Here is a 13,207-nt window from a genome sequence, read left to right as displayed (position 1 = left end):
ACTTGAGATTAACACTACCGGATCCAACAAACATTCCCCCTCTCCAAATCCGGCAACCGTGTGTCAGGGCGCAAGCGGCAGCACGCTCGCTCCCTGCGCGTCGAGGTCCAGCCGGTTGGCGGCCCAGCCCTCACCCGCGAGGTGCGACACCTTGTCCGCGGTGCCGGGGTCGGCGAGGGCCATGACGGTGGGTCCGGCGCCCGAGATCACGGCCGGGACGCCGTCGGCGCGCAGCCGCTCGACCAGCGCGGCGCTCTCGGGCATGGCCGGGGCGCGGTACTCCTGGTGGAGCCGGTCCTCGGTGGCGGGCAGCAGCAGCTCGGGGCGCCTGGTCAGAGCCTCGACGAGCAGGGCGGCGCGGCCCGCGTTGACGGCGGCGTCGACGTGCGGCACGTTGCGCGGGAGCAGGCCGCGGGCGGTCTCGGTGAGGACCGGCTTCCCGGGCACGAAAACCACCGGAACGATGGAACTGTTCGGCTCCATCCTGATCGCCCGGGCGGCGCCGGACTCCATCCAGGACAGGGTGAATCCGCCGAGCAGACAGGCGGCCACGTTGTCCGGGTGGCCCTCGATCTCGGTGGCCAGCTCCAGCAGCGCGGTGTCGTCCAGGCGGGCCTCGCCGCCTATGGTCACCGCGCGGGCGGCGACGATGCCGGCACAGATGGCGGCGGAGGAGGAGCCCAGGCCCCGGCCGTGCGGAATGCGGTTCGCGCAGACGATCTCCAGGCCGCGGGGCTGCCCGCCCAGCAGGTCGAAGGCGGTGCGCAGGGAGCGGACGAGGAGGTGACTCTCGTCACGCGGGAGGGTCTCACTGCCCTCGCCCGCGATGTCGATGTGCAGCCCGGAGTCGGCCACCCGGACGACCACGTCGTCGTAGAGCCCCAGCGCGAGGCCCAGGGCGTCGAAACCCGGGCCCAGATTGGCGCTGGTGGCGGGAACGCGCACCCGGACGGCGGCGGCGCGGAACGCTGGACCGGCCATCGCTCGTTGACTCTCCTTGAGCTGCGTGACGGTCGAATGGCGCTCGATGAACTCGATGGACATTCGACCGAAGTTCGGTGGACATCCGATGACGTACGAAGACCCGTCGGTCCGCGGAGACGGCACGGTGCCGTGCCACACGCGGGGGGCATATGCGGTGGGCGGGTTGAGTACAGCCTATCGAAGGAAGGTTCTGTGGCGACATAGGGCGCACAGGAGGCGCACGATGCGTGTCGCAGACCTCTTGTGCACCCCTGTCAGGGGAAACCCGGGCTGGGCCCGGATTGTCCGGGGCCCGGCCCGGAAGCCGCACGGCTGCCCGGGGCTCGGACCGGACGGTCGCACGGCCGCCAGGGCTCGGACCGGGGCGGCCGCACGACGGCCCGGGCTAGGACCGGACAGCCGCACGGCCCGGAACCCGGACCGCACTGCCGCACGACGACCCGGAACCCGAACCGGACAGCCGCACGGCCCGGAACCCGAACCGGAGGGCCGCACGACCCGGAACCCGAACCGGACAGCCGCACGACCCGGAACCCGGACCGGACAGCCGCACGGCCCGGAACCCGAACTACCCGGGAACCCGGGGCTCGGGCCGGCGAACCGGGGCCCGGGTCGGAGGAACCGGGGACCCGGGTCACCAGGGCCGGCCGCGCTCGGTCGAACGCGCGACGCGACGCTCAGGCGAGGCCGAGGCGCTCGGCCGCGGTGGCCGCGTCGACCGGGACGGTGACCGGCTGCGGAGCGCCGGCGACGGCCCAGTCGGGGTCCTTCAGGCCGTTGCCGGTGACCGTGCACACGATGCGCTGCCCCGGGTCGACCTTGCCCTGCTCGGCGGCCTTGAGCAGACCGGCCACGGAGGCGGCGGAGGCGGGCTCCACGAAGACGCCCTCCTGTGCGGCCAACAGCCGGTAGGCGCGCAGGATCTCACGGTCCGTCACCTCGTCGATGGCGCCGCCCGACTCGTCGCGTGCGGCCAGCGCGTAGTTCCACGAGGCGGGGTTGCCGATGCGGATCGCGGTGGCGATGGTCGACGGGTCCTTGACGACCTCGCCGCGCACGATCGGGGCACTGCCGGAGGCCTGGAAGCCCCACATGCGAGGGGTCCTGGAGGAGATGCCGTCGGCGGCGTACTCCTTGTAACCCTTCCAGTAGGCGGTGATGTTGCCCGCGTTGCCGACGGGCAGGACGTGGATGTCGGGGGCGTCGCCGAGCATGTCCACGATCTCGAAGGCGGCCGTCTTCTGGCCCTCGATGCGTACCGGGTTGACCGAATTCACCAGCGCCACGGGGTAGTTCTCGCTCAGGGAGCGCGCGAGGGTGAGGCAGTCGTCGAAATTGCCGTCGACCTGGAGGATCTTGGCGCCGTGGACGAGGGCCTGGCCCATCTTGCCGAGGGCGATCTTGCCCTGCGGCACGAGCACGGCGGAGACCATGCCGGCGCGCACGGCGTAGGCGGCCGCGCTGGCGGAGGTGTTGCCGGTGGAGGCGCAGATGACGGCCTTCGCCCCCTCCTCCTTGGCCTTGCTGATGGCCATGGTCATGCCGCGGTCCTTGAAGGACCCGGTCGGGTTGGCGCCCTCCACCTTCAGGTGGACCTCGCAGCCCGTGCGCTCGGAGAGCACCTGCGCGGGTACGAGAGGCGTGCCGCCCTCGCGGAGCGTCACGACCGGCGTCGTGTCGGACACCGGCAGCCTGTCCCGGTACTCCTCGATGATTCCGCGCCACTGGTGGGTCATTGCTGGTTACTCTCCTTCAACCCGCATGATGCTGGCGACACCCCGCACGGTGTCGAGGTTGCGCAGTGCCTCGACGGTCCCGGACAGGGACGCGTCGGAGGCCCGGTGGGTGACGACGACGAGGGAGGCCTCGCCGTCCTTGCCCTGCTGCCGAACGGTGTCGATCGACACGCCGTGTTCGGCGAAGACGGTGGCGACCTGGGCGAGCACACCCGGTTTGTCGGCCACGTCGAGGCTGATGTGGTACCGGGTGACGACCTCGCCCATCGGGGAGACGGTCAGGTCGGCGTACGCCGACTCGCCGGGCCCGGTGGCGCCGTTGAGCCGGTTGCGGCAGACGGCGACGAGGTCGCCGAGGACGGCGGAGGCGGTCGGGGAACCGCCGGCGCCGGGGCCGTAGAACATCAGCTGCCCGGCCGCGTCGGACTCGACGAAGACGGCGTTGTACGCGCCGCGCACGGAGGCGAGCGGGTGGCTGAGCGGAATCATCGCGGGGTGCACGCGCGCGGTGACGGACGCGCCGTCCTTGGACCGCTCGCAGATGGCGAGCAGCTTGATGGTGCAGCCCATCTCCTTGGCGGAGCGGAAGTCGGCGGCGGTGACCTCGGTCATGCCCTCGCGGTAGACGTCGTCGAGGCGCACGCGCGTGTGGAAGGCGATGCCGGCGAGGATGGCGGCCTTGGCGGCGGCGTCGAAGCCCTCGACGTCCGCGGTCGGGTCGGCCTCCGCGTACCCCAGGGCGGTGGCCTCGTCGAGCGCCTCCTGGTAGCCCGCTCCCGTGGAGTCCATCTTGTCGAGGATGAAGTTGGTGGTGCCGTTGACGATGCCGAGCACCCGGTTGACCTTGTCGCCGGCGAGGGACTCGCGTAGCGGCCGGATCAGCGGGATGGCGCCGGCGACGGCCGCCTCGTAGTACAGGTCCCGGCCGTGCTCCACGGCGGCGGCGTGCAGGGCGGCCCCGTCCTGGGCGAGCAGGGCCTTGTTGGCGGAGACGACCGAGGCGCCGTGCTCGAAGGCGGTGGTGATGAGGGACCGGGCGGGCTCGATGCCCCCGATGACCTCCACCACGACGTCGATGTCCCCGCGTTTGACGAGCGCGGTGGCGTCGGTGGTGACGAGGCCCGGGTCGATGCCCTCGCGCACCCTGGACGGGCGCCGCACGGCGACCCCGGCCAGCTCGACCGGAGCCCCGATCCTGGCGGCGAGGTCGTCGGCGTGCGTCGTCATGATGCGCGCCACCTCTGAGCCGACCACTCCACAGCCCAGCAGCGCCACCTTCAGCGGACGCGTACGCATCATCCGACCTCGTTTCCTCATACCGTCTACGGTTCGACCAGTCTCACTCACCGGACGGGAGTTTCTACCCTTCGTCCGGATCGTGAGACATCTATTTCATTTGTACGGGGGTGGGGGACCGCAGATCTTCCACCCCCGGTTTCCGGTGCCCGGCTTGTTCAGCCGACGTCGAGACGCAGGAGGTCCTCCTCCGTCTCACGCCGGACGACGGCCCGGGCCTCGCCGTCGCGCACGGCGACGACGGGCGGCCGGAGCACGTGGTTGTAGTTGCTGGCCATGGACCGGCAGTAGGCGCCGGTGGCCGGCACGGCGAGCAGGTCGCCCGGCGCCAGGTCGGCGGGCAGGAACGCGTCCCGGACCACGATGTCGCCGCTCTCGCAGTGCTTGCCGACGACCCGGGCGAGCATGGGCTCGGCGTCGGAGGTGCGGGAGACCAGGGCGACGCTGTACTCGGCGTCGTACAGCGCGGTGCGGATGTTGTCCGACATGCCGCCGTCGACGGAGACGTAGGTGCGCAGCCCCTCGAGGGGCTTGACCGTGCCGACCTCGTACAGGGTGAAGGCGGTCGGCCCGACGATGGCGCGCCCGGGCTCGACGGAGATCCGGGGCGTCCGCAGCCGGGCGGCCTCGCACTCACGGCCGACGATCTCGGTGAGCGCCTTGGCGATCTCGTGCGGCTCGCGGGGATCGTCGTCGCCGGTGTAGGCGATGCCGAGCCCGCCGCCCAGGTCGATCTCCGGCAGTTCCACCCCGTGCTCGTCGCGGATCTCCTTGAGCAGCCCGACGACCCGGTGGGCGGCGACCTCGAAGCCGGACATGTCGAAGATCTGCGACCCGATGTGCGAGTGGATCCCGATCAGCTCCAGCCCGTCGAGCTGCAGCGCCCGCCATACGGCCTCGGCGGCCTGCCCGCCGGCCAGCGGAATGCCGAACTTCTGGTCCTCGTGGGCGGTGGCGATGAACTCGTGCGTGTGCGCCTCGACGCCGACGGTGATCCGGATCTGCACCTTCTGCCGGGTGCCGAGCGACTGCGCGATGTGCGCGACCCGCGCGATCTCCTGGAAGGAGTCGAGCACGATCCGTCCCACCCCGGCCTCGATGGCCCTGGTGATCTCGGCGACGGACTTGTTGTTGCCGTGGAAGGCGATGCGCTCGGCGGGCATCCCGGCGGAGAGGGCGGTGGTCAGCTCGCCACCGGAGCACACGTCGAGGTTCAGCCCCTCCTCGTTCAGCCACCGCACGACGGCGCGCGAGAGGAAGGCCTTGCCGGCGTAGAAGACGTCGGCGTCGGTGCCGAAGGCGGTGCGCCAGGCACGGGCGCGGGCCCGGAAGTCGGCCTCGTCGAGGACGTAGGCGGGCGTGCCGAACTCCTCGGCGAGACGATTGACGTCGATCCCGCCGACGGTGACGACACCGTCGGCGTCGCGCGTGACGGTCTGGGCCCACACCTTCCGGTCGAGCGCGTTGAGGTCGGCGGGCGGCGCGGTGTAGTGCCCCTCGGGCAGGACGTCGGCGTAGCGGGGCCCGGCGGGGTGGGCGGAACGGCTCATGACGTGACTCTCAGACTCTCTGTCTCTCTCCGGGGACGTCCCATGGGTGCCCTCAGAGGTGTTCGGGTGCGTCGATGCCGAGCAGGGACAGGCCGCCGGCCAGCACCACCCCGGCGGCTTCGGCAAGCGCCAGCCGGGCACGGTGGGCGGCCGAGGGTTTCTCCTCGCCCAGGGGCAGGACGGCAGGCAGAAAGGGCAGCACGGCATCGGCGACGGTGACGAGATGCCGGGCGAGCCGATCCGGGGCACGGTGGGTGGCGGCCGCGGCGAGGATGCGGGGGTGGTCGGTGAGGGGGGTCAGGAGGGTGCGGGGGGCGGGGAGCGCGGGAATCGGGCCGGGGGCACCGGTGCGGGCGAAGGCGACGTCGGGGGCGCCGGTGCGGGCGAGGGGGCCGTCGGGAGCGCCGGTGCGGGCGAGGGCCACGTCGGGAGCGGACGACTCGGCGGTGACGACGAGGGGCGCGGGGGATCCGGCGCGAACGAGGTCGCCCTGATCATGGCCCTGATCGTGGCCTTGGTCCTTGACCTGGCCCTGACCGTGCCCGTGACCTTGGAGACCGATCGGTCCCGGCTCGGCGGTGAACCCGAGGCGGGCGGCGTTGCGGCTGAGGGAGCGGACGCGGGCGTGGGCGTACCGGACGCGGAAGAGGGGGTTGCCCTCCCGCTGGACCAGGTGATCGGCGGTGATCCGGGGCCGGTCGTGCGGGGCCGGGTGGAGCAGGGCCCACTGGGCGGCGTCGGGGCCGAGCGGGGCGGGGTCCTCGGGCGCGGGCACGGGCCGCAGATTGACGGGCTCGCCGTGCTCGACGGTGGCCCGCCCGCCCTGGGTGGCGACGATCCGCACGACCGCGTCGGCGACGACCTCTGCCCGGACCTCGTAGGGCACCCGAAGGGCGACGACCTGCCCCGCGAGAGCCTCACCATGCCCGTAGCCGGCGCCGCGGGCGAGGACCTCCCTGACCAGACCGGTGACCAGGTCGTCCTGCGCGTCGAGGCTGATGTTGAGGAACCCGGGCCCGGTGACGACGACGTCGCGGATGCCGTCGGCGCCGACGAGACGGGGGCGCAGCACCTCGGCCACCCGCAGGGGCGGCTGCCCGGCCGGCCGGGCGAGCTGAAGGGCGATGTTGGTGGCGAAATCCCCGCACCCCCCGGGCCCCGGCTCGGTCACCACGACCCGCTCGGGCACGGTCACATTCAGCTCCCCGTCATCGACAGCACAGCGCACGGCGTGCAGCACGGTGCGGGAGAGCTCGACGGGGGTCACGGGACAAGCGTAGGGGAGGAGGGGGGTGGGTACGCGAGGCGGTTTCAGTCTGCGGACGGGGGGCGGGGCCGGGGGGACCTGGGTCGGGGGCGGGCAGCGGGGCCGGGGCACTGGGCGTGGGTCGCAACGGGACTGGGCGGGGCCGACGCGGCGCAGGTTGTGACCGGTGGGCCACCGGTCACAAACGCCGACGAGCGGCGCTGTCTGCTGGGGGCAGCGCCGCTGGATACGCCAATGAAGGCAGGTCGCAGCACCGCGGCGACCGCCACTCGCACTGCCGGCACTGCAACCGCGCGGCCAGCGGGGCTTGTGCGGCCCCTGCGCCCCAGGAGAGCCCATGCGACCGTCAGGCTGTCGATGCCCCTGCTACGCCGTCGACAGCACCTGTCAGATCATCGAGGCCGCCCGGCAGGCCATCGGTGATACCGCGACCGCGACCGCCGCTGCCCTCTCCCCCGTCAACAGGCGAACCTTCCCGGTCCGACTCAGGGCCACCACTCCGCCCCCCACCCGGATCGCCGCCCCCGCCCCGATGCGGATCGCTGCCCCCGCCTCCGCCGCCTCCGCGCCCCTCTCCTCCCCCGCCACGCCCGATGCCGCCGTCCCCGGTCCGGTGCTCGATCAAGTGCTTGACGAGTCGCACGAGTTCGTCGGGTTCGAAGGGCTTGGCGAGAAAGGCGTCCACGCCGACATCGAGTCCGGTCTCGACCTCATGCTGCGTGCACGCGCTGATGATGGCGAGAGGGAGATGGTGCGTGCGGGGATCGGCACGGAGCCGGGCGGCGGTCCGCAAACCGTCCAGCCGAGGCATGACGACATCGAGTGTCACGACATCGGGCCGCACCTGGTGAACGACGTCCAGACACTCGGCACCATCGGCCGCGGTCACGACCTCGAGCCCTTCCAGCTCAAGGTTGACCCTGATCAGCTGCCGGATGACCTTGTTGTCGTCCACAACAAGCACCCGGCCGGAGGCGCCTGGCACAACTCGAGAGTAGGTCCGCACCGGTCACCGCGTCCGGGTTTTCCCCACTTCCACCCCGTACAGGGGACCCACCACCGCCCACCAGGGAAACGGGTTCCTGATCACCCCGTGAGACCTGATAGTGTTCTACCCGTCGCCGCGAGCGAGCAGCTCAGCAGCCGACACGCCCCCGTAGCTCAGGGGATAGAGCAACGGCCTCCGGAGCCGTGTGCGCAGGTTCGAATCCTGCCGGGGGCACTCGCCGGTCAGAGACCCAAAACCACGTTCTGACCAGGGCGGATGCCGACAGCAAAGGGCGGGAGTCAGTCTCACTGACTCCCGCCCTTTCTCGCTGTCTCTCACGGTTCGCGTGTGAGGGGCGTGTGAGCCACGCGCGAACGGTAGGCCCACGACGTCGCGCACCCAGGGAGAGGCAGCCACCCGTATTCGGAGGCGTCCGCGGCCCTGGGGTTGCCAGAATGGCCGCCATGGCACGACGGCGAGCCCCTGCATACGCCTGGCCCGGTCACCTAACCTTAGACGGGCCGCTCTCGGTATATAGCTCCGGTATCGTGCATCTGGTACAGGTGACCACCAGATGTCTCAACTTTCGCGGTTTTATTGTTATCGTCGCGCAGGAGCCACGTCGACCCGGTGTATCCGAAGATAAGCCCGTTGAAGTGCCGCTTGTAGAGCAGCCCGTCGCCAGTAGCGATCTCGACCACGGCACGGTTGTTGTCCAGGTTCCGCCACCCCGACCCCGTGTATTCATAGATTGCACCGTTGTGGTGTCGCTGGTACAGACGGCCGGCGTCAGCGACGATGTCGGCCGTCTCCGGCCTGTTGTCCAGAGGCCGCCACGTATGCGGCGTGGACCTTACCAATTCATAGATGGCACCGGTGCTGTGCCGCTGGTACAGACGGTCGCCGTCGGCGACGATATCGACCGTCTTCGGGAAGTTGTCCAGGTTCTCCCAGGGACCAATTTCGTCTCCTGTGTATTGGTAGATCGCGCCGCTGTCGTGCCGCTGGTACAGACGGCCATCGGATGTCGCGATCTGCTTGGTGCCCGGGAAGTTACCCCCAGGCAGAGGCCGCCAGTCATCACCGCCTATGTATTGGTAGATCGCGCCGCTCTTGTGCCGCTGGAAGAGGCGGCCGGCGTCAGCGACGATGTCGGCCGTCTCCCGCCTATTGTCCCGGTTCTCCCACGAGGACCCTACGCGCTGGTAGATCGCGCCGCTCTTGTGCCGCTGGTAGAGACGGTCGCCGTCGGCGACGATGTCGGCCGTCTCCGGCCTGTTGTCCAGGTTCTCCCAATCAGGGACAACTTGGAACTCCAGAACGTAGTCCGCCTCGTCGGCGGTGAACCGGGCGCGCTGCGTCCCCAAGCCAACCAGACTGGGACGGATCGTTTCGCCGCCTAGGTTGTCGTCCTGATCAATGGTGTCGTAGTCCCAGAGTTCGACACGAGCATCCCGTGAAATGCTCTTCTCCCAGCCGACGTCTCTGTCCCATCCTTCCTCCATCCGCATGCGCCATATCTCTATGCCGTCCCACGTCAGGTACGCCGTGTCATAGTCCGAGTCCTCCGTCACGCTGCAGTGCAGATTCCCAAGTTTGACCTTGACTGGCATGACTCCTCCTTGACGCAGCTCCCCCTAATACCATGCAACCACTACCGAGTTGTTTCTGAAACTCGAGACTGGAATCCAGCTCTTGATGGTCACGGATCATCGCCGGTCTCACACGGATAGAGAAAGGTGACTTTTGTTGAAGCGACGAAAATTCCCAATTCAAGCGAACGCGCCCCTATCCCGGAGTGGCGTACAGAGCCAGACCGTACCCGTCTCGACATGGACGCGGACCACGTCGGCGGGCGGGCGGACTTCTTGCCCCAAGGCAACAGCAGCTCCAACACCGCGCGCTGCGCGTCCGTCAGATCTCCAGGCGCCGCGCACCAAAATCAGCTCATGCTCAAGATCCCCTTTCGCAACCGCCCTAGGCCCGGACTTCGCAGGTCACCCGGTCGTGAAGGTCACCCAATCGTGGCTGATCACTTGCCGGTCAGAACCGTAGCGGTGACAGCGGACCCGACCCGGCTCGATCGAGATCGGACGCAGGAAGGCCGCTGCGGCGAACCTTTTCGGTGACCCGGGAAGTCCGGGTCTAGATGCATCGCCAGTGAGTGTGCGGCCGCCCGACCGCACACTCACACGCAGAGCTCCCTACCCCCAGCCCATGGCCTGTTCGATCTTCTTGTTGTTTTCCTCCTCGCTGTCGTCGATGACGCCCGCGTAGCGGCGGTGGATGACCTCTGGCGAGTTGCCGGCGCGCCGGGCCGCCTCGGCTACCGGGAGGCCTGCGCGGAGCCAGTTCGTGATGCAGGTGGCCCGCAGGTGGTATGGCTTCCGAGCCAAGGGCGAGGCCACCTTGTCTGGCGGGAGGGCGAGTGGCCTGGCTTCCTGCCACACACGCCAGTAGCTGGACGTGCCGAGCAGGTCCCCCCGCTCGTTGGGAAAGAGTCGCCCGTCCTTGGCGGTGCCGAACTCCTTAAGGTGCGCGCGGAGCATCGCCACCAGAACGGGCGGAATAGGCACCGGCCGGTCCGAGCCCGGCTGCCGTGACTTCAGCCCCCGTTTGTCGTGCCGCTCACCCGAATCAGTCCACTTCTTACCCGAGATGGGACGCGTCTCCCAGAGAGTGAGCGTCCCCCACCCCTTGTCAGGGAGATGGCAGTCAGACAGTCGGAGTCCGACCACTTCGGCCGGACGCATCGCCGCGTACAGGATGCAGCCGAAGAAGGCGACCAGGCGTCGCCCCCGATTGCGGTGCACCGAGCCGACATAGGAGACAGCCGTGAGAAGCTGCCTTCCCTGCACCTCGTTGACCAGGACTCGCGGGTCCACTGCATCCCTCCCGCTGGAAGTGGGTCGCTTGACTCCCGCCAGCGGATTCCCTTGTAGGTATCCCTCCTGAACCGCGTAGTCCATGGCCGTGTTGAATCCGCGGCGGCGCCGCTTGTAGGTATCCGCAGCCGCCGGCTTACCGTCCAGCTTGAACGACAGCCGATAGTGGACGTCCCGCACGACCTTTGAGTCCCTGAGAGCGGACAGAGGAAGAGAATGGGTCGCCAGCCACACACAGACCTTCTCCAGGTCCGGCGGGGGTTCTTCGTCCTTGTGTGCCGGTACGACGGCCCACCGCACGGCACGCCGTACGTCCTCCACGTCCGGCGCCCCTGGGCTCTCCCTCATCATGCCGAGAGCTGCGGTAGCGAGGCTGTCCGCCAGCCCCTCACGCGTCTTCGCCGCGGCAGTGCGCCAACGCATTGCCATGTACTCGCGGGAGAAGTCCCACCATGACGGGTCCGGCTTGGTGCTCGCCTTCTCTGCCGCTGCCCGAAGCTCCGACTCTGGCAGTCCGGTTTCCACGTCGAAGGCTTCGCCTTTGCGCATGGCTCGCCAGAGTTCCGAGCGGCGGCTCTCTGCGAGCGCCGACGTCGTGAAGGTCGCGTGGCGGACCTTTCCAGCGACCACCCAGCGAAGTTGGTAAGGCGCCGTCTTGCTGGAGATCTTGCTGACTTTCCAGACACGGACGTCGGTGGAGAGATTGGGCTCTTCAGGCCCGGCCGGGCGCTCGTCTTCACGAGCGCCCGGAGTCGCGCCAGTCTTGCGATTGGTCACGCGGCTTCCTCCAGAGCTGCAATCCACCGCTCCAGTTCCGAACGGCGGATTCGTACGGCGCCGTTCGGGAGCTTGATTGCTTTCGGCCCTTTCCTCTGCTGTCGCCAGCGGTAGAAGGTCGACAGCGGTACGCCGATTTCCTCAATCACCTGAGGGATCGTGAGCATCTCGTCACGCGCCACGGTCAGTTCCCTCCGAGTTCTCGCCAGTGGGACGGGAGTCGGACAGCTGGGACAGTCCCGATTCCGCCTGTCCCACCTGTTCGTGCAGGTCAGAAGGGGGTTGGGACAGTCGGACAGCTGAGACACCTCAGGCGTGCCCTGTGTCCGACTCTCGGTGTCCGGGTAGTACCGGCCCCCGGCGTCCTTGCTCAGTTGCCCATCCGCAGCCATGCGCGAGCAGGTACGACGGACGTTCTCGGCATCGAGCTGCGGCAGCGCGGCCACGATGTCCTGGGGCGGGCGCCGGGGTGGGCACGGACGTGCCGAAGGATGACCGCGCGGGTGTCGCCGATGGTGTGGTCGGTGACCGGGCCATCGAGCATCTGCCAGGCGCCGGAGGCGGCTTGGAATTGGAGCGCGTACTCGGCTTCGTCGACGTCGCGTCCGGTGACGTGCAGGATGCCGTCCGCCTGCCCGCGGGCCCGCTTGAGCACGAGAGTTGCGTCTGCGGCTCCGGCGATGCCGTTGGTGCCGGAGACCTCGGTCAGGAAGTCGTCGGAGCCTGCCTTGCGGACGTGGTGGACGAGCACCACGGCGATGCCGTAGTGGTCGGCGATCCGCTTGGCGTAACCGACGGCCACGTAATCCGCGTCGTACGCAGACACGCCCTGCGGGGCGGGGCCGCGCATCTTGGCGAACACGTCGATGACGACCATGCGGGCGGCCGAGTTGCGGCTTAAGGGTCCGGTACTCGCTCGCCTCCCGAGGGCATCGTCCACCGACAGCGACACAACGGACCCGCTCCCTGGGTGTGGGCGGTTGAAGTTCTCCACTCTCTCGCGCCTTCCGCCACCTAATCACCGTTGAGGCATAGAGGCTGTACTGCTTCAGTACGGCCTTCTTCGTACCGGGCGGAGCAGCATCGTAGGCGTCGAGGACTTCGATCTTGAACTCGTAAGGATGGTCTCGATACGGCACGACCTCAGACTCTCATCCGCGACTGACACGCAGTCCACTGCACGCTCGGCCGGCACGGGCAGCGGACCAGTGAGGGGCTCGGAGTGCCAGCCACCTGAGAGCCGATCCGGAGGGCCGATGCTTCGTCCGGTGTTGGTGTGCGGGCGCATACCGTTTCCCGGACGGATGCCAGCGACGAGCCCAGAATGGCGAGTCGTAGCGTGGTCTCCTGCCAGGAGGGTTCGTCGTCCAGCGCCGCGGCCGGGACCAGGGCGCGCGGAATGTAGATGCAGGCCAGTCCGCGCGGTGACTCCTCCTCGTGGCTGACTGGAAGAACAAGGCCTCCGGAGGAACCACCATCGCCGGCGGCTACCGGGGCACCGTCTTGATCATCCTGAACCGGTGCCCCTCCAGCGGCAACCTCTGCGACTGGAGGAAGGCGCAGCCACACACAAGCAGGTCCGTGCTCGCGTCGAGCACTTCCTCACACGCATGAAGACATGGAAACTCCTTCGCGATTGCCGCCTGAACGGCGACGGCGCCCACACGACGGTGATCCGCATCGCCCGCGTGCACAGCCCACACCAGGCCGCGTAGCACACCCAC

Annotated in this window: 9 protein-coding genes, 1 tRNA gene and 2 pseudogenes; 2 read left to right on the top strand and 10 right to left on the bottom strand. The window is 69.2% G+C overall.

Features of this window, described 5'->3' with window-relative positions:
* Nucleotides 1-63: 63 nt before the first annotated feature.
* From thrB to IE177_RS03780, 6 genes and pseudogenes are all read right to left on the bottom strand, one after another.
* Nucleotides 64-981: a homoserine kinase gene (thrB, locus tag IE177_RS03805; protein ID WP_190013364.1), complete on the bottom strand. Its 918-nt coding sequence runs from the start codon at nucleotides 979-981 to the stop codon at nucleotides 64-66.
* Nucleotides 982-1,661: 680 nt separating this feature from the next.
* Nucleotides 1,662-2,720, bottom strand: a complete 1,059-nt coding sequence (gene thrC / locus IE177_RS03800) for a threonine synthase (RefSeq protein WP_190013244.1) — start codon at nucleotides 2,718-2,720, stop codon at nucleotides 1,662-1,664.
* Nucleotides 2,721-2,726: 6 nt separating this feature from the next.
* On the bottom strand, nucleotides 2,727-4,019 hold the full coding sequence (locus IE177_RS03795; RefSeq protein ID WP_190013243.1) for a homoserine dehydrogenase: 1,293 nt from the start codon (nucleotides 4,017-4,019) through the stop codon (nucleotides 2,727-2,729).
* A gap of 155 nt (nucleotides 4,020-4,174) precedes the next feature.
* Nucleotides 4,175-5,566, bottom strand: a complete 1,392-nt coding sequence (gene lysA, locus IE177_RS03790) for a diaminopimelate decarboxylase (RefSeq protein WP_190013242.1) — start codon at nucleotides 5,564-5,566, stop codon at nucleotides 4,175-4,177.
* Nucleotides 5,567-5,618: 52 nt separating this feature from the next.
* Entirely contained in the window at nucleotides 5,619-6,833 is a 1,215-nt protein-coding gene (gene nrtL / locus IE177_RS03785; RefSeq protein ID WP_190013241.1) for an ArgS-related anticodon-binding protein NrtL, read from the bottom strand.
* Between the two features lie 544 nt (nucleotides 6,834-7,377).
* Nucleotides 7,378-7,839: pseudogene (locus IE177_RS03780) on the bottom strand (response regulator); the annotation flags it as partial.
* A 144-nt stretch (nucleotides 7,840-7,983) separates the two neighbouring features.
* Between IE177_RS03780 and IE177_RS03775 the strand changes: the two are divergent.
* Nucleotides 7,984-8,055 (top strand) — tRNA-Arg (locus IE177_RS03775).
* A gap of 278 nt (nucleotides 8,056-8,333) precedes the next feature.
* Here IE177_RS03775 and IE177_RS03770 read toward each other — a convergent pair.
* The 4 genes from IE177_RS03770 to IE177_RS03755 form a co-directional block, all read right to left on the bottom strand.
* Nucleotides 8,334-9,434, bottom strand: coding sequence for a hypothetical protein (locus IE177_RS03770; RefSeq protein WP_190013240.1), 1,101 nt, complete (start codon nucleotides 9,432-9,434; stop codon nucleotides 8,334-8,336).
* A gap of 591 nt (nucleotides 9,435-10,025) precedes the next feature.
* Nucleotides 10,026-11,483, bottom strand: coding sequence for a tyrosine-type recombinase/integrase (locus tag IE177_RS03765; protein WP_190013239.1), 1,458 nt, complete (start codon nucleotides 11,481-11,483; stop codon nucleotides 10,026-10,028).
* The gene (locus IE177_RS03760; RefSeq protein ID WP_100109146.1) at nucleotides 11,480-11,671 is read right to left on the bottom strand and encodes a helix-turn-helix transcriptional regulator; all 192 of its coding nucleotides are present in this window, start codon (nucleotides 11,669-11,671) and stop codon (nucleotides 11,480-11,482) included. The genes IE177_RS03765 and IE177_RS03760 overlap by 4 nt, the downstream gene beginning before the upstream one ends.
* Before the next feature lie 182 nt (nucleotides 11,672-11,853).
* Nucleotides 11,854-12,360: an AAA family ATPase gene (locus IE177_RS03755; RefSeq protein WP_229815879.1), complete on the bottom strand. Its 507-nt coding sequence runs from the start codon at nucleotides 12,358-12,360 to the stop codon at nucleotides 11,854-11,856.
* A 673-nt stretch (nucleotides 12,361-13,033) separates the two neighbouring features.
* Between IE177_RS03755 and IE177_RS35685 the strand changes: the two are divergent.
* A pseudogene (locus tag IE177_RS35685) lies at nucleotides 13,034-13,198 on the top strand (IS5/IS1182 family transposase); the annotation flags it as partial.
* Between the last annotated feature and the right edge of the window lie 9 nt (nucleotides 13,199-13,207).

Source organism: Streptomyces lucensis JCM 4490, assembly GCF_014650035.1.
Lineage (GTDB): Bacteria > Actinomycetota > Actinomycetes > Streptomycetales > Streptomycetaceae > Streptomyces > Streptomyces lucensis.
The sequence above is the reverse complement of the archived record's forward strand: the minus strand, read 5'-3'. Positions and strand labels throughout refer to the sequence as shown.